General features: G+C 56.7%; 23 protein-coding genes and 1 rRNA gene. 19 read left to right on the top strand and 5 right to left on the bottom strand.

All coding sequences use genetic code 11. The annotated features are described in order from the left end of the window. The first annotated feature begins 8 nt into the window (after positions 1-8). Positions 9-809 carry a sugar/pyridoxal phosphate phosphatase YigL gene (gene yigL / locus BN3796_RS00655; RefSeq protein ID WP_061706547.1) on the top strand — a complete coding sequence of 267 codons (801 nt, stop codon included), beginning with the start codon at positions 9-11 and terminating at the stop codon, positions 807-809. Between the two features lie 91 nt (positions 810-900). Next, positions 901-1800 carry a carboxylate/amino acid/amine transporter gene (locus BN3796_RS00650; protein ID WP_061706546.1) on the top strand — a complete coding sequence of 300 codons (900 nt, stop codon included), beginning with the start codon at positions 901-903 and terminating at the stop codon, positions 1798-1800. On the opposite strand, the gene metR is transcribed toward BN3796_RS00650, so the two are convergent. Continuing rightward, positions 1688-2641: an HTH-type transcriptional regulator MetR gene (gene metR / locus BN3796_RS00645; protein ID WP_061706545.1), complete on the bottom strand. Its 954-nt coding sequence runs from the start codon at positions 2639-2641 to the stop codon at positions 1688-1690. The genes BN3796_RS00650 and metR overlap by 113 nt on opposite strands. A gap of 236 nt (positions 2642-2877) precedes the next feature. Here metR and metE point away from each other — a divergent pair, with 236 nt between their 5' ends. After that, a complete protein-coding gene (metE, locus tag BN3796_RS00640; RefSeq protein ID WP_061706544.1) occupies positions 2878-5139 on the top strand; it encodes a 5-methyltetrahydropteroyltriglutamate--homocysteine S-methyltransferase in 2262 nt (753 codons plus the stop codon). 314 nt (positions 5140-5453) lie between these two features. Here metE and BN3796_RS00635 read toward each other — a convergent pair whose 3' ends face one another. Next, positions 5454-6257 carry a dienelactone hydrolase family protein gene (locus BN3796_RS00635; protein ID WP_061706543.1) on the bottom strand — a complete coding sequence of 268 codons (804 nt, stop codon included), beginning with the start codon at positions 6255-6257 and terminating at the stop codon, positions 5454-5456. A gap of 256 nt (positions 6258-6513) precedes the next feature. Here BN3796_RS00635 and udp point away from each other — a divergent pair, with 256 nt between their 5' ends. The 9 genes from udp (at position 6514) to tatD (ending at position 14435) form a co-directional block, all read left to right on the top strand. Beyond that, positions 6514-7275, top strand: a complete 762-nt coding sequence (udp, locus tag BN3796_RS00630; RefSeq protein WP_061706542.1) for a uridine phosphorylase — start codon at positions 6514-6516, stop codon at positions 7273-7275. Between the two features lie 137 nt (positions 7276-7412). After that, positions 7413-8870 (top strand): DNA recombination protein RmuC, encoded by a 1458-nt coding sequence (gene rmuC / locus BN3796_RS00625; RefSeq protein WP_061706541.1) that lies wholly within the window; start codon positions 7413-7415, stop codon positions 8868-8870. Positions 8871-8936: 66 nt separating this feature from the next. Beyond that, positions 8937-9692, top strand: coding sequence for a bifunctional demethylmenaquinone methyltransferase/2-methoxy-6-polyprenyl-1,4-benzoquinol methylase UbiE (ubiE, locus tag BN3796_RS00620; protein ID WP_061706540.1), 756 nt, complete (start codon positions 8937-8939; stop codon positions 9690-9692). A gap of 13 nt (positions 9693-9705) precedes the next feature. Next, positions 9706-10311, top strand: coding sequence for a ubiquinone biosynthesis protein UbiJ (gene ubiJ / locus BN3796_RS00615; protein ID WP_061706539.1), 606 nt, complete (start codon positions 9706-9708; stop codon positions 10309-10311). After that, positions 10308-11948, top strand: coding sequence for a ubiquinone biosynthesis regulatory protein kinase UbiB (gene ubiB / locus BN3796_RS00610; protein ID WP_061706538.1), 1641 nt, complete (start codon positions 10308-10310; stop codon positions 11946-11948). The genes ubiJ and ubiB overlap by 4 nt, the downstream gene beginning before the upstream one ends. A gap of 77 nt (positions 11949-12025) precedes the next feature. Next, positions 12026-12292, top strand: a complete 267-nt coding sequence (gene tatA, locus BN3796_RS00605; RefSeq protein ID WP_061706537.1) for a Sec-independent protein translocase subunit TatA — start codon at positions 12026-12028, stop codon at positions 12290-12292. Positions 12293-12295: 3 nt separating this feature from the next. Continuing rightward, positions 12296-12841, top strand: coding sequence for a Sec-independent protein translocase protein TatB (gene tatB, locus BN3796_RS00600; protein WP_061706536.1), 546 nt, complete (start codon positions 12296-12298; stop codon positions 12839-12841). Positions 12842-12843: 2 nt separating this feature from the next. Further along, positions 12844-13611, top strand: coding sequence for a Sec-independent protein translocase subunit TatC (gene tatC, locus BN3796_RS00595; RefSeq protein WP_061706535.1), 768 nt, complete (start codon positions 12844-12846; stop codon positions 13609-13611). Positions 13612-13652: 41 nt separating this feature from the next. Then, positions 13653-14435 carry a 3'-5' ssDNA/RNA exonuclease TatD gene (gene tatD, locus BN3796_RS00590; RefSeq protein WP_061706534.1) on the top strand — a complete coding sequence of 261 codons (783 nt, stop codon included), beginning with the start codon at positions 13653-13655 and terminating at the stop codon, positions 14433-14435. On the opposite strand, the gene rfaH is transcribed toward tatD, so the two are convergent. Then, on the bottom strand, positions 14432-14923 hold the full coding sequence (rfaH, locus tag BN3796_RS00585; protein WP_061706533.1) for a transcription/translation regulatory transformer protein RfaH: 492 nt from the start codon (positions 14921-14923) through the stop codon (positions 14432-14434). The two genes, tatD and rfaH, sit on opposite strands and share 4 nt — an antisense overlap. Positions 14924-15096: 173 nt before the next feature. Here rfaH and ubiD point away from each other — a divergent pair, with 173 nt between their 5' ends. Further along, positions 15097-16593, top strand: a complete 1497-nt coding sequence (ubiD, locus tag BN3796_RS00580; protein ID WP_148381719.1) for a 4-hydroxy-3-polyprenylbenzoate decarboxylase — start codon at positions 15097-15099, stop codon at positions 16591-16593. A 29-nt stretch (positions 16594-16622) separates the two neighbouring features. Next, positions 16623-17324, top strand: a complete 702-nt coding sequence (gene fre / locus BN3796_RS00575; RefSeq protein WP_061706531.1) for an NAD(P)H-flavin reductase — start codon at positions 16623-16625, stop codon at positions 17322-17324. Between the two features lie 131 nt (positions 17325-17455). On the opposite strand, the gene fadA is transcribed toward fre, so the two are convergent. Beyond that, on the bottom strand, positions 17456-18619 hold the full coding sequence (fadA, locus tag BN3796_RS00570; protein ID WP_061706530.1) for an acetyl-CoA C-acyltransferase FadA: 1164 nt from the start codon (positions 18617-18619) through the stop codon (positions 17456-17458). A 9-nt stretch (positions 18620-18628) separates the two neighbouring features. Next, positions 18629-20818 (bottom strand): fatty acid oxidation complex subunit alpha FadB, encoded by a 2190-nt coding sequence (fadB, locus tag BN3796_RS00565; RefSeq protein WP_061706529.1) that lies wholly within the window; start codon positions 20816-20818, stop codon positions 18629-18631. Positions 20819-21008: 190 nt separating this feature from the next. Here fadB and pepQ point away from each other — a divergent pair, with 190 nt between their 5' ends. The 5 genes from pepQ to BN3796_RS00540 all read left to right on the top strand — a co-directional run. After that, positions 21009-22340, top strand: coding sequence for a Xaa-Pro dipeptidase (gene pepQ, locus BN3796_RS00560; RefSeq protein WP_061706528.1), 1332 nt, complete (start codon positions 21009-21011; stop codon positions 22338-22340). After that, the gene (locus tag BN3796_RS00555) at positions 22340-22954 is read left to right on the top strand and encodes an IMPACT family protein (protein ID WP_061706527.1); all 615 of its coding nucleotides are present in this window, start codon (positions 22340-22342) and stop codon (positions 22952-22954) included. The genes pepQ and BN3796_RS00555 overlap by 1 nt, the downstream gene beginning before the upstream one ends. Positions 22955-22994: 40 nt before the next feature. Continuing rightward, complete coding sequence (trkH, locus tag BN3796_RS00550; RefSeq protein WP_061706526.1) at positions 22995-24446, top strand: Trk system potassium transporter TrkH; 1452 nt, start codon at positions 22995-22997, stop codon at positions 24444-24446. A 10-nt stretch (positions 24447-24456) separates the two neighbouring features. After that, positions 24457-24999: a menaquinone-dependent protoporphyrinogen IX dehydrogenase gene (hemG, locus tag BN3796_RS00545; protein ID WP_061706525.1), complete on the top strand. Its 543-nt coding sequence runs from the start codon at positions 24457-24459 to the stop codon at positions 24997-24999. 393 nt (positions 25000-25392) lie between these two features. Next, positions 25393-25846 (top strand): 16S ribosomal RNA (locus BN3796_RS00540); the annotation flags it as partial.

The raw sequence follows: 25846 nt of genomic DNA, 5'->3' as shown, positions 1-25846 counted from the left end.
TATCTCCTATGTACCAGGTTGTCGCATCCGATCTCGACGGCACGCTTCTTTCTCCCGATCATACCCTGTCGCCTTATGCGAAGGAGACCTTAAAACTGCTCACCGCGCAGGGGGTAAACTTTGTGTTTGCCACCGGTCGCCACCACGTTGATGTAGGACAGATCCGCGATAATCTGGAAATCAAATCCTATATGATCACCTCCAACGGCGCGCGCGTGCACGACCTGGACGGTAATCTGATTTTTACCCATAACCTCGATCGCGATATTGCCACCGATCTCTTTAGCGTGATGCACAATAACCCGGCTATCGTGACCAACGTCTACCGCGATGATGAGTGGTTTATGAACCGCCACCGCCCGGAGGAAATGCGTTTCTTTAAAGAGGCGGTCTTTAACTACTCCCTCTACGAGCCGGGCCTGCTGGAGCCGGAAGGGGTGAGTAAAGTCTTTTTCACCTGTGAAAGCCACGAAACGCTGCTGCCGCTGGAGCAGGCGATTAATGCCCGCTGGGGCGACCGTGTGAACGTCAGCTTCTCTACGCTGACCTGCCTCGAAGTAATGGCGGGCGGTGTATCGAAAGGTCACGCGCTGGAGGCGGTCTCAAAGCGTCTCGGCTACTCCCTTACCGAATGCATCGCCTTTGGCGACGGTATGAACGATGCGGAGATGCTGACCATGGCGGGCAAAGGCTGCATCATGGGTAATGCGCACCAGCGCCTGAAAGATCTCTACCCGGAGCTGGAGGTTATCGGCACCAACGTGGATAACGCCGTGCCGCGCTACCTGCGTAAGCTCTTTCTTGAATAATCGTACGGCTCTGGCGACAGGCTAATTATCATCCAGATGTCAACCGAATAGTTCGCTACAATGCTTCTCCCTGTTCAAAGAGAGATGCATTGTGGCGCTACTTATCATCACCACTATCCTGTGGGCTTTCTCCTTTAGTCTGTTTGGCGAATACCTCGCGGGCCATGTCGACAGCTATTTTGCCGTACTGGTGCGGGTTGGCCTGGCAGCGCTGGTCTTTCTCCCCTTTCTGCGCACCCGCGGGCACAGCCTGAAAACGGTGGGACTTTATATGCTGGTGGGGGCGATGCAGCTCGGCATTATGTATATGCTGAGCTTCCATGCTTATCTCTATCTCACCGTGTCGGAACTGCTGCTGTTTACCGTTCTGACGCCGCTCTACATCACGCTAATCTACGATCTGATGAGTAAGCGCCGGCTGCGCTGGGGCTACGCGTTCAGCGCGCTGCTGGCGGTGATTGGCGCGGGGATCATCCGCTACGATCAGGTGACCGGCCACTTCTGGACGGGGCTGCTGCTGGTGCAGCTCTCTAACATCAGCTTTGCCATCGGCATGGTGGGCTATAAGCGGCTGATGGAGACCAGACCCATGCCGCAGCACAACGCCTTCGCCTGGTTCTACGTCGGCGCGTTTATCGTGGCGGCGATCGCCTGGCGTGGGCTTGGAAATGCGCAAAATATGCCGGAAACATCGCTCCAGTGGGGCATTCTGCTCTTCCTGGGCGTGGCGGCATCCGGGATTGGCTACTTTATGTGGAACTATGGCGCCACGCAGGTGGATGCCGGTACGCTGGGCATCATGAACAATATGCATGTGCCCGCCGGGCTGCTGGTTAATCTGGCGATCTGGCATCAGCAGCCGCACTGGGGAAGCTTTATTACGGGCGCAACGGTGATTCTGGCTTCGCTGTGGGTGCATCGCCGCTGGGTCGCTCCGCGCTCCGCACAAACGGAAGATGGTCGCAGGCGTGATTCCGCGCTGAGCGAATAAACGCCTCGGTAACCGGCTGGCGCTGTTCGCCGTCGCGCACGGCGGCGTACAGCCGGCTCCACAATCCCTCGCCCAGGGTTTTGGTCACCACCAGACCCTGGCGCTCAAAGCTCTCCACCACCCAGTGCGGCAACGCGGCAATACCCATGCGGGCAGCCACCATCTGAATCAGCAGCAGCGTGTTATCGACGCTTTTCAGCTGCGGGCTAATCCCTGCCGGTTGCAGGAAGTGACGCCAGATATCAAGACGGCTGCGCTGCACCGGATAGATCAGCAGCAATTCACTGGCTAAATCTTCCGGCGTGACGCGGGTTTTTTTGGCCAGCGGATGATCCGGCGCCAGCACCAGACGCACCTCAAAATCGAACATCGGGGAGTAGTGCAGGCCGCTGCGCGGCAGGATATCCGAGGTCATCACCAGATCTAGCTCCCCCTGCTGAAGGGAAGGCTGCGGATCAAAGGTCACGCCGGATTTAAAATCCATCTCCACCTGCGGCCACTTCTGGCGGAAATTCTCCAGCGCGGGCGTCAGCCACTGGATACAGCTATGGCACTCAATGGCGATGCGCAGTTTGGTCTGCTGCGGCTCGTTGCAGGCTTGCAGGGCGCTGGCAATTTGCGGCAACACCTGATTTGCCAGCTGCAACAGGATTTCGCCCTGCGGCGTAAAGCGCAGCGGCTGACTCTTACGCACAAACAGACGAAAGCCGAGGCGCTGTTCCAGATCGCTGAACTGGTGAGAAAGAGCAGACTGCGTCTGGTGCAGCGTGGCCGCCGCCGCCGCGAGCGAGCCGCAGTTCCGCAACGCCTGGAGCGTTTTCAGGTGTTTTATCTCGATCATGAAAGTCCTTCACTTCGCCATGAACATTTTGCGCTTGAGGAATATACAGTAACTGTCAATTATGGATGTGTAAACATCTGGACGGCTAAAATCCCTCGTCTTTTAAATTTATGGTGCGTTGGCTGCGTTTACTCCCCCCGGTCACTTACTTGAGTAAGCTCCCGGGGATGAGCAAACTTGCCGCCTTCCCTAAATTCAAAATCCACAGGATTTACAATTAACTAGAGGAAGAGAACATGACAATCCGCAATCACACCCTGGGCTTCCCTCGCGTCGGCCTGCGTCGCGAACTGAAAAAAGCGCAGGAGAGCTATTGGGCCGGTAACGCTACCCGTGAAGAGCTGCTGGCAACGGGCCGCGAGCTGCGCGCGCGCCACTGGGAGCAGCAGAAACAGGCAGGCATCGATCTGCTGCCGGTGGGCGATTTCGCCTGGTACGACCATGTTCTGACCACCAGCCTGCTCCTTGGCAATGTGCCGGCTCGTCATCAGAACAACGACGGCTCGGTGGATATCGACACCCTGTTCCGGATCGGCCGTGGACGCGCCCCGACCGGCGAACCGGCGGCAGCGGCGGAGATGACCAAGTGGTTTAACACCAATTACCACTATATGGTGCCGGAGTTTGTGAAAGGCCAGCAGTTTAAACTCACCTGGAGACAGCTGCTGGATGAAGTCGACGAGGCGCTGGCGCTGGGCCACAAGGTCAAGCCGGTGCTGCTGGGGCCGGTTACCTACCTGTGGCTGGGCAAGGTGAAAGGCGAGCAGTTTGATCGTCTGAGCCTGCTTAACGATATTCTGCCCGTCTATCAGGAGGTGCTGGCAGAGCTGGCGAAACGCGGTATTGAGTGGGTGCAGATTGATGAACCAGCGCTGGTGCTGGAGCTGCCGCAGGCGTGGCTGGAGGCCTGGAAGCCGGCTTACGATGCGCTTGCAGGGCAGGTGAAACTGCTGCTGACCACCTATTTCGAAGGGATCACCCATAACCTTGAGACCATCGCTGCGCTGCCGGTACAGGGGCTGCATGTGGATCTGGTGCATGGTCACGATGAGGTGGCGGAGCTACACGCCCGTCTGCCCGCCGACTGGCTGCTTTCGGCAGGACTGGTAAACGGCCGTAACGTCTGGCGCGCCGATTTGACAGAAAAATATGCCCAAATTAAGGAGATCGTCGGTAAACGTGAGCTGTGGGTTGCTTCATCCTGCTCGCTGCTGCACAGTCCGATTGACCTCAGCGTCGAAACCCGCCTGGATGAAGAAGTCAAAAGCTGGTTTGCCTTTGCTCTTCAAAAATGTCAGGAACTGGCCCTGCTGCGCGACGCGCTGAACAGCGGCGATACGGCGGCCATCAGTGAGTGGAGCGCCCCGATACAGGCGCGCCGTCACTCCAGCCGGGTTCACTACGCGGCGGTAGAAAAGCGTCTGGCGGCCGTCACCGCGAAAGAGAGTCAGCGCAATAATCCTTATGAAGTTCGCGCTGAAGCCCAGCGTGCACGCTTTAAGCTGCCGGCGTGGCCGACCACCACAATTGGCTCCTTCCCGCAGACAACGGAAATCCGCGGCCTGCGCCTGGACTTTAAAAAGGGCAATCTGGATGCCAGCAGCTATCGCACCGGCATCGCCGGGCATATCAAACAGGCGATTGCTGAACAGGAGCGGTTAGGGCTGGACGTTTTGGTACACGGTGAAGCCGAGCGTAACGACATGGTGGAGTATTTTGGCGAACACCTGGATGGATTCGTCTTTACCCAGAACGGCTGGGTACAGAGCTACGGCTCCCGCTGCGTGAAGCCGCCGGTAGTGATTGGCGATATCAGCCGCCCGGCACCGATTACGGTAGAGTGGGCGAAATATGCCCAGTCGCTCACCGACAAGCCGGTAAAAGGGATGCTGACCGGTCCGGTGACTATTCTCTGCTGGTCGTTCCCGCGTGAAGATGTGAGCCGCGAAACCATCGCCAAACAAATCGCTCTGGCGCTGCGTGATGAGGTGGCCGATCTGGAAGCGGCCGGTATCGGTATTATCCAGATTGATGAGCCAGCTTTGCGCGAAGGTTTGCCGCTGAAGCGCAGCGACTGGGACGCCTACCTGAAGTGGGGCGTGGAAGCGTTCCGCATCAACGCGGCGGTGGCGAAGGATGATACCCAGATCCACACCCACATGTGTTACTGCGAATTTAACGACATTATGGACTCCATCGCCGCGCTGGATGCGGATGTGATCACCATTGAAACTTCGCGTTCCGACATGGAGCTGCTGGAGTCGTTCGAGGAGTTCGACTATCCGAACGAAATCGGGCCGGGCGTATACGATATTCACTCCCCGAACGTACCGAGCGTAGAGTGGATTGAAGCGCTGCTGTTAAAGGCGGCTCAGCGTATCCCGGTAGAGCGCCTGTGGGTTAACCCGGATTGCGGCCTGAAAACCCGTGGCTGGCCGGAAACCCGTAGCGCGCTGGCGAACATGGTGAAAGCGGCGCAGAATTTGCGTCAGGCGTAGTCGCAACACGCCATTGCCCGGTGGCGCTTCGCTTACCGGGCCTACCGATGAAGTTCTGTAGGCCGGGTAAGGCGCAGCCGCCACCCGGCAACACGCCGTGAAGCGGGGCAGTATCGGAGCAGGACGGTAGGCCGGGTAAGGCGCAGCCGCCACCCGGCAACACGCCGTGAAGCGGGCCAGTATCGGGGCAGGACGGTAGGCCGGGTAAGGCGCAGCCGCCACCCGGCAACACGCCGTGAAGCGGGGCAGTATCGGAGCAGGACTGTAGGCCGGGTAAGGCGCAGCCGCCACCCGGCTTTTATCATCCGGCGCGATTATTTTTTACCGCCGTACTGGCGAAACCAGTCCAGCATCCTCTGCCAGCCATCTTTAGCCGACTCTTCATGGTAGCTCGGACGATAGTCGGCATTAAACGCATGCCCTGCATCGGGGTAAACCACGATTTCAGCTTTGGCATTTGCCGCGCGCAGCGCCTGGCGCATCGTTTCCACCGACTCAAGTGGGATACCAGTATCCTGTCCGCCATAGAGCCCGAGCACCGGCGCGGTCAAATCCGTGGCGATATCCACCGGATGTTTTGGCGAGTTCAGCGTTTTGTCACCCACCAGCCGGCCGTACCAGGTGACGGCGGCCTTGAGCTGCGGATTGTGCGCCGCATAGAGCCAGCTGATACGCCCGCCCCAGCAGAAGCCGGTGATCATCAGACGGTGCGGATCGCCGCCGTTGCGCGCCGCCCAGCTGGCGACATGGTCCAGATCGGCCAGCACCTGCGCATCCGGCACCTTTGAAACCAGGTTGCTGAAGAGTGTCGGAATATCGGTATACTCGTTCGGATCGCCCTGACGGAAATAGAGCTCCGGCGCCACGGCCAGATACCCTTCCAGCGCCAGGCGGCGGCAGATGTCGCGAATATGCTCATGTACGCCGAAAATTTCCTGTACCACAATCACAACCGGCAACGGGCCTGCGGCTGATTTTGGACGAGCGTGGTAAGCGGGCATATTCTCGCCCTGAGAGGGGATAGTCGTCTCGCCAGCCGTAATGGCCGCTTCTGACGTTGAAACGATGGTTGAGGCATGCGGGGCTGCAGCGGGTGCAAAACCGGTCTTTTCAGTCATGGCATTCTCCGTACCAATGAGTTAGCGCAAAGGTAAATATAGACACCAGGTTAACAACCCACAGTGCCCGAAACGGGCTATCTTTTGGGCAGCCTATATTGATATAACTTGTTAATGTGATGTAAATCACTATTTTATGGAAATCAACTGCAACCATTTTCATTCATGGTGAGTTGAGTCACGAAATTTCACCGTGTGCTTCTGTAAAGTACCGTTTTACTTCTTCTGACAAACCGACCCACAGAGGAGTCACCCTATGTCTAAGTCTGATGTTTTTCATCTCGGCCTCACTAAAAACGATTTACAAGGGGCTACGCTTGCGATCGTCCCGGGCGATCCTGAGCGTGTGGAAAAGATCGCCGCGCTCATGGATAAGCCGGTAAAACTGGCATCCCATCGTGAATTTACCACCTGGCGTGCCGAGCTGGATGGCAAAGCGGTGATCGTCTGCTCAACCGGGATCGGCGGTCCATCGACCTCCATTGCCGTTGAAGAGCTGGCGCAGCTGGGCATCCGTACCTTCCTGCGCATCGGTACCACCGGCGCGATTCAGCCGCACATCAACGTGGGCGACGTGCTGGTCACCACCGCCTCCGTTCGTCTGGATGGCGCGAGCCTGCACTTTGCACCGATGGAATTTCCGGCGGTAGCCGATTTTGAATGCACCACTGCGCTGGTTGAAGCGGCGAAATCGGTCGGCGCCACAACCCATGTGGGCGTAACGGCCTCCTCCGACACCTTCTATCCGGGCCAGGAGCGCTACGACACCTTCTCCGGCCGCGTGGTCAGCCGTTTTAAAGGCTCAATGGAAGAGTGGCAGGCGATGGGCGTAATGAACTACGAAATGGAATCAGCTACGCTGTTGACAATGTGCGCCAGCCAGGGGCTGCGTGCCGGTATGGTGGCGGGTGTGATCGTTAACCGCACCCAGCAGGAGATCCCGAACGCCGAAACGATGAAACAGACCGAAAGCCATGCGGTGAAAATCGTGGTTGAAGCGGCTCGTCGTCTGATCTAATTTCCCCCTCTGATAACGAAGGCCGACCCGTTCGGCCTTCTCTTTTTGCGTAGCGCCTCGCAGGAAAAGCCTTTCAAACTGGACGTTTATACAGCACAATCCTATTTTGTGCGGGAAAGGTTAATGCAGGGGACGTTATGGATATCTCAATCCTGATTTATGCGGTTATTGCGCTGGTGGGCGCGGGCATCGGCTGGCTCGCCGCGAGCCTCCAGCATACGCAACACCGTGCCGACCTGCTGGCCGATCGTGAAGAGATGATCGCCGAGCTGAGCGCAGTCAGGCAACAGCTCGCCCAGAGCGGCCACTGGCGCGACGAGTGCGAACTGCTCAATAACGAACTGCGCAGCCTGCGGGATATCAATAGCTCGCTTGAAGCCGACCTGCGCGAAGTCACCACCCGTCTCGAAGCCACCCAGCTGCATGCGGAAGATAAAATCCGCCAGATGATCAACAGCGAACAGCGCCTGAGCGAACAGTTCGAAAACCTCGCTAACCGTATCTTCGAACAGAGCAACCGCCGCGTAGATGAACAAAACCGGCAGAGCCTGAACAGCGTTCTCACTCCTCTGCGCGAGCAACTGGACGGCTTCCGGCGTCAGGTACAGGAGAGTTTTGGTCAGGAGGCGCGTGAGCGCCACACCCTTGCGCATGAAATCCGTCAGCTTCAGCAGCTCAACGCCCGGATGGCCCAGGAGGCTATCAACCTTACGCGCGCCCTGAAGGGCGATAACAAAGCGCAGGGCAACTGGGGAGAGGTAGTGCTGGCCCGCGTGCTGGAGGCGTCTGGCCTGCGGGAGGGCTATGAATATGAAACCCAGGTCAGCATTGAGACCGAGGCGCGTGCGCGTATGCAGCCGGATGTGATAGTCCGCCTGCCGCAGGGAAAGGATGTGGTGGTGGATGCCAAAATGACGCTTGTCGCTTACGAGCGTTACTTCAATGCCGAAGATGACTATACCCGCGAATCGGCACTACAGGAGCATATCGCCTCGGTGCGCAACCATATCCGCCTGCTGGGACGCAAAGATTATCAACAGCTGCCGGGACTGCGGTCGCTGGACTATGTGCTGATGTTTATTCCGGTTGAGCCCGCTTTTCTGCTGGCGCTCGACAGGCAGCCGGAGCTGATTAACGAAGCGTTAAAAAATAACATTATGCTGGTCAGTCCCACCACGCTGCTGGTGGCGCTGCGCACCATTTCTAACCTCTGGCGTTACGAGCACCAGAGCCGCAACGCGCAGCAGATCGCCGATCGCGCCAGCAAGCTTTACGACAAAATGCGCCTGTTTGTGGATGATATGTCCGCCGTCGGGAGCAGTCTGGAGCGTGCGCAGGATAACTACCGCCAGGCGATGAAAAAACTCAGTTCCGGGCGCGGCAACCTGCTGGCGCAGGCGGAGGCGTTCCGCGGGCTTGGCGTGGAGGTAAAAAGGGAGATTAATCCTGAACTGGCAGAACAGGCGATGGCGCAGGATGAGGAGTATCGCCTGCGCGAAGGGGCAAATGAACAGAATTTGGACTATAAAGACAATAAGTTAGCCCCGCAGAATGCCGATAATACCCGGTCAGATCGATTATTCCATGGGGGTTGAATCGTAGGGCAAATGCGCCCAATCTGTTACACTTCACGAACATTTGATTGATAAGCAGGCTCTGAGATGGTTGAAGATTCACAAGAAACAACGCACTTTGGTTTCCAGACTGTCGCCAAAGCGCAGAAAGCGGATATGGTGGCCCACGTGTTTCACTCCGTGGCGGCAAAGTACGATGTCATGAATGACCTGATGTCATTCGGCATTCATCGCTTGTGGAAGCGTTTCACTATCGACTGTAGCGGCGTGCGCCGCGGGCAGACCGTGCTGGATCTGGCCGGCGGTACGGGCGATCTCACCGCGAAATTCTCCCGTATGGTTGGAGAAAGCGGTCGCGTTGTGCTGGCAGATATCAACGACTCCATGCTGAAAATGGGGCGTGAAAAGCTGCGTAATATCGGCGTGGTGGGCAATGTGGAGTACGTTCAGGCCAACGCCGAAGCGCTGCCTTTTCCGGATAACACCTTTGACTGCATTACCATCTCCTTTGGTCTGCGTAACGTTACCGATAAAGAGAAGGCGCTGCGCTCGATGTATCGCGTACTGAAGCCAGGCGGACGTCTGCTGGTACTGGAGTTTTCCAAACCGATTATTGAGCCGATGAGTAAGGCCTACGACGCTTATTCTTTCCACGTGTTACCGCGTATCGGGGAAGTCGTGGCAAACGACGCGGAAAGCTACCGCTATCTGGCGGAATCTATCCGTATGCACCCGGATCAGGACACGCTGAAGGCCATGATGCAGGATGCAGAGTTCGAAAACGTTGAATATTTTAACCTGACGGCGGGCGTTGTTGCCCTGCACCGCGGGTATAAGTTCTGAATGGAGGCCGCTTATGCCTGTAAAACCGCTGGTCACAGCCGGAATTGAGAGCGTACTGAACACCTTTCTCTATCGTTCGCCGGCGCTGAAAACCGCCCGGCAGCGTCTGAATGGCAAAGTGCTTCGCGTGGTCCTGAAAGAGTTCTCAACGCCGCTGGTGCTGATCTTCAGCGAACGCCAGCTTGACGTGCTGGGCGAGTGGGAAGGCGAGGCGGACTGCTCTGTTATTACCCATCTTAACACCCTGCCGAAGCTGCGCGATCGTCAGCGGCTTACCGCGCTGATCCGCAGCGGCGAGCTGGAAGTAGAAGGCGATCTGCAGGTTGTACAGAACTTCGTTGCTCTGGCCGATCTCGCGGAGTTTGACCCGGCGGAGCTGCTGGCTCCCTATATTGGCGATATCGCCGCCGAGGGGCTGGGCAAAATCGTTCGCGGTGGCGCCTCTCTCCTGCTTAAAGGGGCCAAACGCCAGCAGCGTTACGCGGCGGAAGTGGTAACCGAAGAGTGGCGTCTGGCGCCAGGGCCACTTGAAGTGGCCTGGTTTGCCGAAGAGACCGCCGCCGTTGAACGCGCGGCTGATGCACTGGCGAAACGCCTGGAAAAACTGGAGGGCAAATGACGCCTGGTGAAATTCGGCGCCTGTACTTTATCATCCGAACCTTTTTGAGCTACGGGCTTGATGAGCTCATTCCCAAAATGCGTATCACGCTGCCGCTGCGACTCTGGCGCCAGACGCTGTTCTGGATGCCCAATCGCCATAAAGAGAGACTGCTGGGGGAACGCCTCCGCCTTGCTCTACAGGAACTGGGGCCGGTCTGGATTAAATTTGGTCAGATGCTCTCTACCCGTCGCGATCTCTTTCCACCGCACATTGCCGATGAGCTGGCGCTGCTGCAGGATAAAGTCGCGCCGTTTGACGGCGAACGGGCGAAAGAGCAGATCGAAAGGGCGATGGGCGGCGTGCCGATCGAAACCTGGTTTGATGACTTTGATATTAATCCGCTGGCGTCCGCCTCTATCGCGCAGGTCCATACCGCTCGTCTGAAAGAGAACGGCAAAGAGGTGGTCATCAAGGTGATCCGCCCCGATATCCTGCCGGTTATCAAAGCGGATATGAACCTTATCTACCGCCTTGCCCGCTGGGTTCCGCGACTGCTGCCTGACGGCCGCCGTCTACGCCCGATGGAGGTGGTGCGCGAGTATGAAAAAACGCTGATCGATGAACTCAATCTGCTGCGCGAATCAGCCAACGCGATCCAGCTGCGTCGTAACTTTGAAAACAGCCCAATGCTTTACGTGCCGGAAGTCTATTCCGACTACTGCAGCCAGGACATGATGGTAATGGAGCGCATCTACGGCATTCCGATATCGGATATCGCGGCGCTGGAAAAGCAGGGCACCAATATGAAGCTGCTGGCCGAACGCGGCGTGCAGGTCTTTTTCACCCAGGTGTTCCGCGACAGCTTCTTCCATGCCGACATGCATCCCGGCAACATTTTTGTCAGCTATGAACACCCGGACGATCCGCAATATATCGGTATCGACTGCGGCATCGTCGGGTCGCTGAATAAAGAAGATAAGCGCTATCTGGCTGAGAACTTCATCGCGTTTTTCAACCGCGACTACCGCAGGGTGGCGGAGCTGCACGTTGATTCCGGCTGGGTACCGCCAGACACCAACGTAGAAGAGTTTGAGTTTGCGATCCGTACCGTCTGCGAGCCGATTTTTGAGAAACCACTCGCGGAAATCTCCTTTGGCCACGTGCTGCTCAACCTGTTTAACACCGCGCGGCGCTTTAATATGGAAGTACAGCCTCAGCTGGTTTTACTTCAAAAAACATTACTTTACGTAGAGGGCGTAGGCCGCCAGCTCTATCCTCAGTTAGACTTGTGGAAAACGGCGAAACCGTTCCTGGAGACATGGATTAAAGATCAGGTCGGCATTCCGGCATTTGTGCGCTCGTTGAAGGAGAAGGCGCCGTTCTGGAGTGAAAAAATGCCCGAAATTCCTGAACTGGTTTACAACAGTTTGCGTCAGAGCAAGAACCTTCAGCAAAGTATGGATAGAATCGCAAGCGAACTGCATTCTAACCGCGTGCGCCAGGGACAATCCCGTTATCTTTTCGGTATTGGCGCAACGCTGCTTATTAGCGGCACGCTGCTGCTCATTAATCGCCCTGACTGGGAGATGATGCCCGCCTGGCTGATGGCCGGAGGGGTGGTCGTCTGGCTGATGGGGTGGAGAAAAACGCACTGATTGGGCATCGCTATCACCAGCCCGCATACGTATAATGCGGGTTGTTTAATTAATCATCTACTGCTTGAGGAAGTTGTATGGGTGGTATCAGTATCTGGCAATTGTTGATCATTGCCGTTATCGTCGTGCTGTTGTTCGGCACTAAAAAGCTGGGTTCCATCGGTTCCGATCTCGGCGCATCTATCAAAGGCTTTAAAAAAGCGATGAGCGATGATGACAAGCAGGAAAAATCGGGGCAGGACGCAGATTTTACCGCTAAATCCATCGCCGATAAAAAAGATGATGCCAGCAAGGGTGAAGCCAACAAGGATGACGCTAAACGCCACGATAAAGAGCAGGTGTAAGCTGTGTTCGACATTGGTTTTAGTGAACTGGTACTGGTCTTTGTGATTGGCCTGATTGTGCTCGGCCCGCAACGCTTGCCGGTCGCGGTCAAAACCGTAGTTGGCTGGGTGCGCGCGTTGCGCTCGCTGGCGACAACGGTTCAGAATGAGCTGGCGCAGGAGCTTAAGCTGCAGGAGTTTCAGGACAGCCTGAAAAAGGTGGAAAAGGCGAGCATGGACAACCTGACGCCGGAACTGAAAGCCTCCATGGACGAGCTGCGCGAAGCGGCGGAGTCGATGAAACGCTCCTACAGCATTCACGATCCTGAAAAGGAGAGTGACGAAGCCAACACCATCCATAATCCGGTAGTAAAAGGCAGCGAAGCGCAGCGCGAAGGCGTGACGCCAGCCAGCGCGGAGCATCAGGCCGCCGCGCCGGAGCAGACGCCAGACGCGTCTGACGAAAAGCAGACAGAAGCGGACGCTGCCGTTGCGAAAGCAGCGGTAACCGAGCCGAAAACCTCCGCAGCCGTCTCCGGACTTTCCCCCTCGTCGAGTGATAAAGCGTAAATATGGCAGTCGATGATACTCAACCGCTGATTACGCACCTTATTGAGCTGCGTAAGCGCCTGTTAAACTGCATTATTGCAGTTTTTGTAATTTTCTTAGGGTTGGTCTATTTTGCCAACGACATCTACCAGGTTGTCTCCGCGCCGCTGATCAAGCAGATGCCGCTGGGCGCGACCATGATTGCTACTGACGTCGCTTCGCCGTTCTTTACGCCTATCAAGTTGACGTTCTGGGTATCGCTCATCGCTTCGGCGCCCGTCATTCTTTATCAGGTCTGGGCTTTTGTGGCGCCAGCCCTCTATAAGCATGAACGCAAGCTGGTGATCCCGCTGCTGGTCTCCAGTTCGCTGCTGTTTTATATCGGTATGGCGTTTGCCTACTTTGTGGTCTTTCCGTTGGCGTTTGGTTTCCTGACCCATACCGCGCCCGAAGGGGTGCAGGTTTCCACCGATATCGCCAGCTATCTTAGCTTTGTTATGGCGCTCTTTATGGCGTTTGGCGTGGCGTTTGAGGTGCCGGTCGCTATCGTGCTGCTCTGCTGGGTAGGAGTAACCACGCCGGAGGATCTGCGTAAGAAACGCCCCTATATCCTGGTGGCGGCCTTTGTCATTGGCATGCTGCTGACGCCGCCGGATGTTTTCTCCCAGACGCTGCTGGCAATACCCATGTATTGTCTGTTTGAAGTGGGGGTCTTTTTCTCGCGCTTCTATGTGGGCAAACGCCGCACGGATGAGGATGACGAGACGTCAGACACGCCGACAGAAGAGTAAAATCAGCCGCCCGTCAGGGCGGTTGTCATATAGGGGATCCCATGTTTGATATCGGTCTGAATCTGACCAGTTCGCAGTTTGCCAGAGACAGAGATGAGGTGGTGGACCGCGCCTTCGCCGCCGGGGTGAAAGGGCTGCTATTGACCGGCACTAACCATGAAGAGAGCCGGCAGGCGCAGCAGTTCGCGCAGCGTTACGCCCGCTGCTGGTCAACCGCCGGGGTTCACCCCCACGACAGCAGCCAGTGGACCTCCGGGAGCGCAGAAGCTCTTTACGCCCTGGCACAAACGGAACAGGTGGCGGCGATTGGCGAATGTGGGCTGGATTTTAACCGTAATTTCTCGACGCCCGCCGAGCAGGAAAGGGCCTTTACGGCACAGCTTGCGCTGGCAGCGGAGCTGGAGATGCCGGTATTTATGCACTGTCGTGACGCGCATGCGCGTTTTCTGGCGCTGCTTGATCCCTGGCTTGATAAGCTGCCTGGCGGGGTATTGCACTGTTTTACCGGCTCCCGGGAAGAGGCGCAGGATTGCCTGGATCGCGGGCTTTATCTGGGCATTACCGGTTGGGTATGTGACGAGCGTCGTGGGCTGGCGCTGCGGGAGCTGCTACCGCACATTCCCGCCGATCGGCTCTTGATTGAAACCGACGCGCCCTATCTGCTTCCCCGCGATATGCCGCAAAAGCCCAAATCCCGTCGCAATGAACCCGCTTACCTTGGGCATATTCTTGAACGCGTGGCGCACTGGCGGGGCGAAGAGACCGAATGGCTGGAGGAGCAAACGGATAATAACGTCCGCCTCCTTTTTGGCGTGCAGTTTTAAGCTTTACGGAAGTCGGTGTTTTTCACGCTCTGCAGCACCTGCTTGTTCAGTAGATTAAGCAGCAGCATGGAGCGTGCTTCACCGTCTGGCTCGGTGAAAATAGCCTGCAACCCTTCAAACGCCCCTTCGGTGATCACCACGCTATCGCCCGGGAAGGGGGTAGCGGGATCGGTCAGGTCCTCCGGTTGCTGATAGACGGAGAGCTGATGGATGACCGAGGAGGGCACAATGGCCGGATGCGCGCCAAACCGCACAAAGTGGCTGACGCCGCGCGTGGCGTTGATGGTCGTGGTGTGGATCACTTCCGGGTCAAACTCCACGAAGAGGTAGTTAGGGAATAGCGGTTCGCTCACTTTAACCCGTTTGCCGCGCTGAATTTTTTCGAGCGTAATAACGGGCGTCAGGCAGTTCACCGCCTGACGTTCAAGATGTTCCTGTGCGCGCTGAAGCTGCCCACGTTTGCAATACAGTAAATACCAGGCCTGCATAGTCACTCTTTCCCTTGGTTCGGGGCGCAAGCATACCAAAACCCCGACGGGATCGCTAAGTTGATTATAATGGCCGGACGTTGATAATACGGTATAAGTTCACCCAAATTTAACAAAATTACAGCATCACGCGGGGGAACGCCGTATAATGAAGCGCTTACAGAGAGGCCTTGATTAACTGCATGAAATACCACGATCTACGCGACTTCCTGACGCTGCTCGAAAAGCAGGGTGAACTTAAACGCATTACGCTGCCTGTTGATCCTCATCTGGAAATAACAGAAATTGCCGACCGCACCCTGCGTGCCGGCGGTCCGGCGCTGCTGTTTGAAAATCCCAAAGGCTATGAGATGCCGGTTCTGTGCAACCTCTTTGGCACCCCGCGCCGCGTGGCGTTGGGCATGGGCCAGGAAGATGTCACCGCGTTACGGGAAGTGGGCAAGCTGCTGGCCTTTCTGAAAGAGCCGGAACCGCCGAAAGGCTTCCGCGACCTCTTTGATAAGCTGCCGCATTTTAAGCAGGTGCTTAATATGCCAACCAAACGCCTGCGTGGCGCGCCCTGCCAGCAAAAAGTGCTGACGGGAGACGAGGTTGACCTGACGGCTATCCCGGTTATGCAATGCTGGCCGGAAGATGCCGCACCGCTGATCACCTGGGGGCTGACCGTCACGCGCGGCCCGCACAAGGAGCGGCAGAACTTAGGTATTTACCGCCAGCAGGTGATTGGCAAAAACAAGCTCATCATGCGCTGGCTGTCCCACCGCGGCGGCGCGCTTGATTTCCAGGAGTGGTGCGCGGCTCATCCGGGCGAGCGTTTCCCCATCTCCGTCGCGCTGGGCGCCGATCCGGCCACCATTCTTGGCGCCGTAACACCGGTGCCCGATACCCTCTCTGAATATGCGTTTGCGGGTCTGCTGCGCGGCACCAAAACCGAAGTGGTTAAGTGTATTTCCAACGATCTGGAAGTGCCCGCCAGCGCGGAGATCGTGCTGGAAGGGTATATTGAGCAGGGCGAAATGGCTCCGGAAGGGCCGTACGGCGATCATACGGGCTATTATAACGAAGTGGATAATTTCCCGGTTTTTACCGTCACGCACATTACCCGGCGTGAAGATGCAATCTATCACTCCACCTATACCGGTCGCCCGCCGGATGAACCGGCGGTGCTGGGCGTGGCGCTGAACGAAGTGTTCGTGCCGATCCTGCAAAAGCAGTTCCCGGAAATTGTCGATTTTTACCTGCCGCCGGAAGGCTGTTCCTACCGTCTCGCCGTGGTGACCATGAAGAAGCAGTACGCGGGTCACGCTAAACGGGTCATGATGGGAGTATGGTCTTTCCTGCGCCAGTTTATGTATACCAAGTTTGTGATCGTCTGTGATGATGACGTCAACGCCCGCGACTGGAATGACGTTATCTGGGCTATTACTACGCGTATGGATCCGGCGCGGGATACCGTGCTCGTGGAAAATACGCCCATCGATTATCTGGATTTTGCCTCGCCGGTTTCCGGTCTTGGCTCAAAAATGGGACTGGACGCCACCAATAAATGGCCCGGTGAAACCCAGCGTGAATGGGGACGCCCGATCAAAAAAGATCCTGACGTCATCGCACGCGTGGATGCGATCTGGGACGAGCTGGCCATAATGAGTAACGGTAAAAGTGACCGTTAGCCCTATAGACTTCCCGACAGAGAGAGCGAATGACAACCTTAAGCTGTAAAGTGACCTCGGTAGATGCTATCACCGACACCGTATATCGCGTCCGTTTAGTGCCAGAAGCACCCTTCTCTTTCCGTGCGGGCCAATACCTGATGGTGGTGATGGATGAGCGTGATAAGCGTCCCTTTTCTATGGCCTCTACGCCTGCGGAGAAGGAGTTTATCGAGCTGCACATCGGTGCGTCAGAGCTTAACCTCTATGCCATGGCGGTCATGGACCGCATTCTCAAAGAGCGCCAGATCGTGGTGGATATTCCCCACGGCGAAGCCTGGCTGCGCGACGACGAGGATCGTCCTCTGATTTTGATCGCTGGCGGAACGGGCTTCTCATACGTGCGCTCCATTCTGCTTACCGCGCTGGCGCGCAATCCAAATCGCGATATCACCATCTACTGGGGTGGCCGGGAAGAGAAACATCTCTACGATCTGGCCGAACTGGAAGCGCTGAGCGTCACGCACCCGAACCTGCGCATTGAGCCGGTCGTGGAGCAGCCGGAAGAGGGCTGGCGCGGGCGTAACGGGACGGTGCTGACGGCGGTACTGCAGGACTATGGCACGCTGGCGGATCACGATATCTATATCGCTGGTCGTTTTGAAATGGCGAAAATTGCCCGCGACCTCTTCTGCAACGAGCGCCAGGCGCGTGAAGATCGTCTGTTCGGGGATGCGTTTGCTTTTATTTAAAGTTTAAATAAAAAACCCGCCCCTGACAGGCGGGAAGAACGGCAACTAAACTGTCTCTCTTCGCCAGTGAGCCATAACGGCGTTGGCTACGCTCGTTATGACGTCACTGGCTTTGAGATACTTTTCCTGATTTACACTCTCTCAAATACCGTCGCGATACCCTGACCCAGCCCGATGCACATGGTGGCCAGACCAAACTGGGCATCCTTGCGTTCCATCAGATTCAGCAGGGTGGTACTGATGCGCGCCCCGGAGCAGCCCAGCGGGTGACCCAGCGCAATGGCGCCGCCGTTGAGGTTGATCTTCTCGTCAATCTGCTCCATCAGCCCCAGATCTTTAATGCACGGCAGGATCTGCGCGGCAAACGCTTCGTTCATCTCAAACAGGTCGATATCGCTGGCAGCCAGCCCCGCTTTCTTCAGCGCCAGCTTAGAGGCCGGCACCGGACCGTAGCCCATAATTGACGGATCGCAGCCGACCACCGCCATAGAACGCACGCGGGCGCGGGGTTTCAGCCCCAGCTCGCGGGCGCGGCTTTCGCTCATCACCAGCATTGCGGCGGCGCCGTCGGAGAGGGCGGAAGAGCTGCCCGCCGTAACGGTGCCGGTCACCGGATCGAAGGCTGGACGCAGCGCGGAGAGCGCTTCGACAGTGGTTTCAGGACGAATCACCTCGTCGTAGTTAAACTGCTTCAACACGCCGTCGGCATCGTGGCCCCCGGTCGGGATGATTTCGTTTTTAAACGCGCCGGATTGCGTGGCGGCCCAGGCGCGGGCATGGGAACGTGCGGCAAACGCGTCCTGCATTTCACGGCTGATACCGTGCATACGGGAGAGCATTTCAGCGGTCAGTCCCATCATACCCGCCGCTTTGGCGACGTTACGGCTTAAGCCCGGATGAAAATCGACGCCGTGGCTCATCGGCACATGGCCCATATGTTCCACGCCGCCTACCATGCAGACCTGTGCGTCGCCGGTCATGATCATACGCGCCGCGTCGTGCAGCGCCTGCATGGACGATCCGCACAGCCGGTTGACGGTGACCGCCGGTACGGAGTGGGGGATTTCCGCCAGCAGCGCGGCGTTGCGGGCAATGTTAAAGCCCTGCTCCAGCGTCTGCTGCACGCAGCCCCAGTAGATATCGTCAATCGTGGCCGCTTCCAGCGCCGGGTTGCGCGCCAGCAGGCTACGCATCAGGTGCGCGGAGAGCTCCTCCGCACGCACGTTACGGAATGCGCCGCCTTTTGAACGGCCCATCGGGGTGCGAATTGCATCGACAATGACAACCTGTTCCATTGTGACTCCTTAAGCCGTTTTCAGTTCGCCAGCCGGACGGGCAGGCTCAACCGGGGGATAGTACGGTTCGTTATGGCGGGCTTTGTTACGCAGGCCCTCAGGCACTTCATACAGCGGGCCGAGGTGCTGGTACTGCTGGGCCATATCGAGATATTTCGCGCTACCGAGCGTATCCAGCCAGCGGAACGCGCCGCCATGGAACGGAGGGAAGCCAAGGCCGTAGACCAGCGCCATATCCGCTTCTGCCGGGCTACCGATAATGCCTTCTTCCAGGCAACGCACCACTTCGTTCACCATCGGGATCATCATGCGGGCAATGATCTCTTCCTCGCTAAACTCGCGTTTCGGCTGGCTCACTTCTGCCAGCAGGCTGTCTACCGCCGCATCTTCTTCTTTATTCGGCTTGCCTTTGTTGTCCTCTTTATAGCGCCAGAAGCCGAGGCCATTTTTCTGGCCGAAACGGTTTGCTTCAAACAGCGCATCGATGGCGTCGCGGTAATCTTTCTGCATACGCTGCGGGAAGCCCGCCGCCATCACCGCCTGGGCGTGATGCGCGGTATCGATACCCACCACATCCAGCAGATAAGCCGGGCCCATCGGCCAGCCGAACTGTTTTTCCATCACCTTATCAATTTTGCGAAAATCAGCGCCGTCGCGCAGCAGCTGGCTAAAACCGGCGAAGTAAGGGAACAGTACGCGGTTAACGAAGAAGCCGGGGCAGTCGTTGACCACAATCGGCGTTTTGCCCATTTTGCTTGCCCACGCCACCACTTTGGCAATCGTCTCATCCGAGGTTTTTTCGCCACGAATGACCTCTACCAGCGGCATACGATGCACCGGATTAAAGAAGTGCATGCCGCAGAAGTTTTCCGGACGCTTGAGCACGCTCGCCAGCTCGCTGATAGGAATGGTGGAAGTATTAGACGCCAGAACGGTATCCGGGCGAACTTTATCTTCGGTCTCCGTCAGCACCGCCTTTTTCACTTTCGGGTTTTCGACCACCGCTTCGACCACGACATCCACACGGTCAAAGCCGGAATAGTCGAGCGTAGGGTGAATTGTTGAAATGACGCCCGCCAGCTTCAGGCCGTCGATCCTGCCACGCTCCAGCTGCTTGTTCAGCAGTTTGGCCGCTTCGGTCATACCGAGCGTCAGGGATTTATCGTTGATATCTTTCATGACGACCGGCACGCCTTTCCAGGCCGACTGGTAAGCGATGCCGCCGCCCATAATCCCCGCGCCCAGCACGGCAGCCTGTTTTGGCGTCTCAACGTTTTTGGTCAGTTTTTTCGCCTGGCCTTTTACATACTGATCGTTGAGGAAGATGCCAACCAGGGCGCGCGCTTCGCTGGTATGCGCCAGCGGAACGAAACTTTGATTCTCCAGCTTCAGCGCCTCTTCGCGGCCAAAGCATGCGGCGGCTTCGATAGTTTTCACCGCAGTAATCGGCGCCGGATAGTGTTTACCCGCCGTCTGCATCACCATCCCTTTCGCGATGGTAAAGCTCATGGTCGCTTCGATCTTGCTAAGTTTCAGCGGCTCTAGTTTCGGCTGACGTTTAGCTTTCCAGTCCAGATCGCCGTTGATAGCCTGACGCAGGACGGCAAGCGCCCCCTCTTTCAGTTTTTCCGGCTTCACGAGGCCGTCGACCAGGCCGATTTTAAGCGCCTGCTCTGCGCCCACATCTTTACCGGCGGCGATAATTTCCAGCGCGCTGTCGGCGCCCAGCATGCGGGGCATACGTACGGAGCCGCCAAAGCCAGGCATGATACCCAGTTTGGTCTCAGGCAGGCCGATACGCAGATCCGGCGTGGCAAGGCGGTAGTCGGTGGCCAGCACGCATTCGCAGCCGCCGCCCAGCGCATAGCCATTTACAGCGGAAAGGGTAGGGACCGGCAGATCTTCCAGGCGGTTAAAAACGCTGTTGGCAAAGTGCAGCCACTGGCTTAGCTGCTCCTGCGGAACGAGGAACAGCGACAGAAATTCGGTAATGTCCGCGCCGACGATAAACGCGGCTTTTTCGGAGCGCAGCAGCAGACCTTTCAGGTCGGTTTGTTTTTCAAGCACGTCCAGCGCGTTGCCAAGGCTGGCTACCGTCGCGGTGTCCAGCTTATTCACTGAGCCGGGGGCATCGAACACCAGTTCGGCGATGCCATCTTCCAGCCAGTCTACGTACAGGGTGTCGCCTTTGTAGAGCATGTCAGTCTCCTGAATCCACTAATGGGATCTGGTCATACCAGATGAAGCGGAGTGTGGAATTTATGTTAATAAAATGCAAATTAGTCTTTAAATATTTGCTGGTCCGATCACGCTTGGTGGAAATCACGCAGCACAGGGCAGGTGTGCTAATATGCGATAACTTGAGGTCTGAAAAACGAAAGGAAAAACGATGGACTCCCTGGCCGCACTTTATAAAAATCATATCGTTACGTTACAGGAGCGCACCCGTGATGTGCTGGCGCGTTTTAAACTGGATGCGTTACTTATTCACTCCGGCGAGCTCGTAAACGTCTTTCTTGATGACCATCCTTATCCCTTCAAGGTCAATCCGCAGTTTAAAGCCTGGGTGCCGGTCACACAGGTGCCAAACTGCTGGCTGCTGGTGGACGGTGTGAACAAGCCGAAACTCTGGTTCTATCTGCCGGTGGATTACTGGCACAACGTTGAACCGCTGCCCACCTCCTTCTGGACTGAAGAGGTGGAGGTTATTGCGCTGCCGAAGGCTGACGGTATCGGCAGCCAGCTGCCTGCCGCGCGCGGCAACATCGCCTATATCGGCCCGGTGCCGGAGCGCGCTCTGGGGCTGGATATCGTCGCTGATAAAATCAACCCGAAAGGGGTGCTTGATTATCTGCATTATTACCGCGCCTATAAGACCGATTATGAGCTTTCCTGCATGCGCGAGGCGCAGAAAACGGCAGTAAACGGCCATCGGGCGGCGCAAGAAGCGTTCCTGTCAGGCATGAGCGAGTTTGATATCAACCAGGCTTATCTCACCGCGACCGGCCATCGTGATACCGATGTGCCGTACAGCAACATCGTGGCCCTCAACGAGCACGCCTCCGTTCTGCACTACACCAAACTTGACCATCAGGCGCCTTCTGAGCTGCGCAGCTTCCTGCTGGATGCCGGGGCGGAATATAACGGCTATGCGGCAGACCTCACCCGTACCTGGGCGGCGAATGGCGATACGGAATTTGCGGAACTGATCAAAGACGTTAACGGTGAACAGCTGGCGCTGATCGACACCATGAAGGCGGGCGTCAGCTACGTGGAATACCATATTCAGTTCCATCAGCGCATCGCGAAGCTGCTGCGCAAACATCAGATCGTGACCGACATGAGCGAAGAGGCGATGGTGGAAAACGATCTGACCGGGCCGTTTATGCCGCACGGTATCGGCCACCCGCTGGGGCTGCAGGTGCATGACGTCGCAGGCTTTATGCAGGATGACACCGGCACCCACCTCGCTGCGCCAGCGAAATATCCTTATCTGCGCTGCACCCGCGTGCTGCAGCCGCGTATGGTGCTGACCATCGAACCGGGGATCTACTTCATCGATTCGCTGCTCAATCCGTGGCGTGAAGGGCAGTTCAGCAAGCACTTCAACTGGCAGAAAATTGAGGCGCTGAAACCGTTTGGTGGTATCCGCATTGAAGATAACGTGGTGATCCATGAAAACGGTATCGAGAACATGACGCGGGATCTGAAGCTGGCCTGATGGAAAGCTGGCTGATACCGGCGGGGCCGGTCACCGTTGTTGAAGAGATCAAGAAAAGCCGCTTCATCACGCTGCTGGCGCACACCGACGGCGTGGAGGCGGCGAAGGCGTTCGTGGAGTCGGTCCGCGCGGAACATCCTGACGCACGCCACCACTGCGTGGCGTGGGTGGCCGGGCCGCCGGATGACTCTCAGCAGCTGGGTTTTTCCGACGATGGCGAACCCGCAGGTACAGCAGGCAAACCGATGCTCTCCCAGCTTATGGGAAGCGGCGTTGGGGAAATTACCGCCGTCGTGGTGCGTTACTACGGCGGCATATTGCTGGGCACCGGTGGGCTGGTAAAAGCCTATGGCGGCGGCGTACAGCAGGCGCTAAATCAGCTGGTCTCCGTCCGCAAAACGCCGCTGACCGAATATACTCTGTTGTGTGATTACGGACAGTTGTCCGGTATTGAAACGCTGCTTAAACAGTTTAACGGCGTGATTGTCCACAGCGACTATCAGGCTATGGTGCAATTGCGCGTGGCGCTTCCTCAGGCGGAACGGGCGGCTTTTTCGGCAAAACTGGCGGATTTTAGCCGTGGTGCGTTGCAATTAATGCCGATTGACGAATAATCCCCACCTTACTTTTTGACTATCTAAGGAAGCGGCAGAGATGCATTTTCGCGCCATTACCCGAATCGTTGGACTGCTGGTTATACTCTTTTCCGGGACGATGATCCTGCCGGGGCTGGTCGCGCTTATCTATCGGGACGGCGCGGGGCGCGCGTTTACCCAGACCTTTTTTGTGGCGCTGGTCATTGGCTCGCTGCTGTGGTGGCCGAACCGCCGGCAGAAAGGCGAACTGAAATCCCGTGAGGGGTTTCTTATCGTGGTGCTCTTCTGGACCGTACTGGGGAGCGTGGGTGCGCTGCCGTTTATCTTCTCTGAACAGCCTAATCTCACCGTCACAGACGCCTTTTTTGAATCCTTCTCCGGGTTAACCACCACCGGGGCGACGACGCTGGTCGGGCTTGATTCACTGCCGCATGCGATTCTTTTTTATCGACAGATGCTGCAGTGGTTCGGCGGTATGGGGATCATCGTGCTGGCCGTGGCGATTTTGCCGATACTGGGCGTAGGGGGAATGCAGCTCTACCGGGCGGAGATGCCGGGGCCGCTGAAAGATAATAAGATGCGCCCGCGTATAGCCGAGACGGCCAAAACGCTGTGGCTTATCTACGTTCTGCTGACCATCGCCTGCGCGCTGGCGCTGTGGTTTGCCGGTATGCCCGCCTTTGACGCTATCGGGCATAGCTTTGCCACCATCGCGATTGGCGGCTTTTCCACCCACGATGCCAGCGTTGGCTATTTCGACAGCCCGACCATCAACACCATCATTGCCATCTTCCTGCTTATCTCCGGCTGTAACTATGGCCTGCACTTCTCGTTGCTGAGCGGGCGTAGCCTGAAGGTCTACTGGCGCGACCCGGAGTTCAGGATGTTTATTGGCGTTCAACTGACGCTGGTTGTGATCTGTACGCTGGTGCTGTGGTTCCACGATGTCTATAACTCGGCGATGACGACGCTCAATCAGGCCTTCTTCCAGGTGGTGTCGATGGCGACCACCGCCGGATTCACTACCGACAGTATTGCCCGCTGGCCGCTCTTTTTGCCGGTGCTGCTTCTCTGTTCTGCATTTATCGGCGGCTGCGCCGGTTCAACGGGGGGCGGTCTGAAGGTGATTCGTATCCTCCTGCTCTTTAAGCAGGGGAACCGTGAACTGAAACGACTTGTGCATCCAAATGCGGTTTATAGCATCAAGCTGGGCAACCGCGCGCTGCCAGAACGTATACTTGAAGCTGTTTGGGGATTTTTCTCCGCCTACGCGCTGGTATTTATCGTCAGTATGCTGGCGATTATCGCCACGGGCGTAGATGATTTCTCGGCGTTCGCTTCGGTTGTGGCGACGCTTAATAACCTTGGGCCGGGGCTTGGTGTGGTGGCGGATAACTTTGCCAGCATGAACCCGGTAGCGAAGTGGATCCTGATTGCCAATATGTTATTTGGCCGTCTTGAGGTGTTCACTTTGCTGGTGCTGTTTACCCCTACATTCTGGCGTGAGTAAGGACAGACCGGTGAAAACATTAATTCTTTTTTCCACCCGTGACGGGCAGACGCGTGAAATCGCCCACTATATGGCGTCTGAACTCCAGGAGCTGGGCATCTGCGCCGATGTGGTCAATCTCAACCGTGCGGAGGAGATTAGCTGGGAGCAATACGATCGCGTGGTGATTGGCGCGTCAATCCGCTATGGCCATTTCCATCCGGCGCTCGATCGTTTTGTGAAAAAACATGCGGCAACGCTCAATGGATTGCCGGGCGCCTTCTATTCCGTCAACCTGGTCGCCCGTAAAGCGGAAAAGCGTACCCCGCAGACTAACAGCTATACACGAAAGTTTTTGATGCACTCTCCCTGGCGACCGGAGCTGTGCGCCGTTTTCGCGGGCGCGCTGCGTTATCCCCGCTACCGCTGGTATGACCGTTTTATGATTCGCTTCATTATGAAGATGACGGGCGGCGAAACGGATACGCGTAAAGAAGTGGTCTATACGGACTGGCGGCAGGTAGCCAGTTTTGCCCGTGATATTGCTCAATTAGCAGACTATTCGCACTTTTAATAAGCGTAAAGTTTGAAAAATAAGCGAACAAAAAGTTTTTTGAATTTTATGCTTGTCAGCGCCGAAGAACTCCCTATAATGCGCCACCACTGACACGGAACAACGGCACGCAAGCCGCCGGGTCAGCAGGGTTCTCCCGGCGAAAGCCGCTGAAGGATCCCGGAGAAAAGCGAAAATAAAAGCTTGACTCTGAAGCGGGAAAGTGTAATATGCACACCCCGCGCCGCAGCGAAAAACGAAGCGGCACTGCTCTTTAACAATTTATCAGACAATCTGTGTGGGCACTCAGGTGACATGGATTCTTAACGTCCCCGGACGAAAAATGAATACCAAGTCTCATTGAGTGAACACGTAATTCATTACGAAGTTTAATTCTTTGAGCATCAAACTTTTAAATTGAAGAGTTTGATCATGGCTCAGATTGAACGCTGGCGGCAGGCCTAACACATGCAAGTCGAACGGTAGCACAGAGAGCTTGCTCTCGGGTGACGAGTGGCGGACGGGTGAGTAATGTCTGGGAAACTGCCTGATGGAGGGGGATAACTACTGGAAACGGTAGCTAATACCGCATAACGTCGCAAGACCAAAGAGGGGGACCTTCGGGCCTCTTGCCATCAGATGTGCCCAGATGGGATTAGCTAGTAGGTGGGGTAACGGCTCACCTAGGCGACGATCCCTAGCTGGTCTGAGAGGATGACCAGCCACACTGGAACTGAGACACGGTCCAGACTCCTACGGGAGGCAGCAGTGGGGAATATTGCACAATGGGCGCAAGCCTGATGCAGCCATGCCGCGTGTATGAAGAAGGCCTTCGGGTTGTAAAGTACTTTCAGCGGGGAGGAAGGCG

Source organism: Pseudenterobacter timonensis, from assembly GCF_900021175.1.
In the GTDB taxonomy this organism is placed as follows: Bacteria; Pseudomonadota; Gammaproteobacteria; order Enterobacterales; family Enterobacteriaceae; genus Enterobacter; species Enterobacter timonensis.
This window is presented reverse-complemented; position numbering and strand designations above follow the sequence as displayed.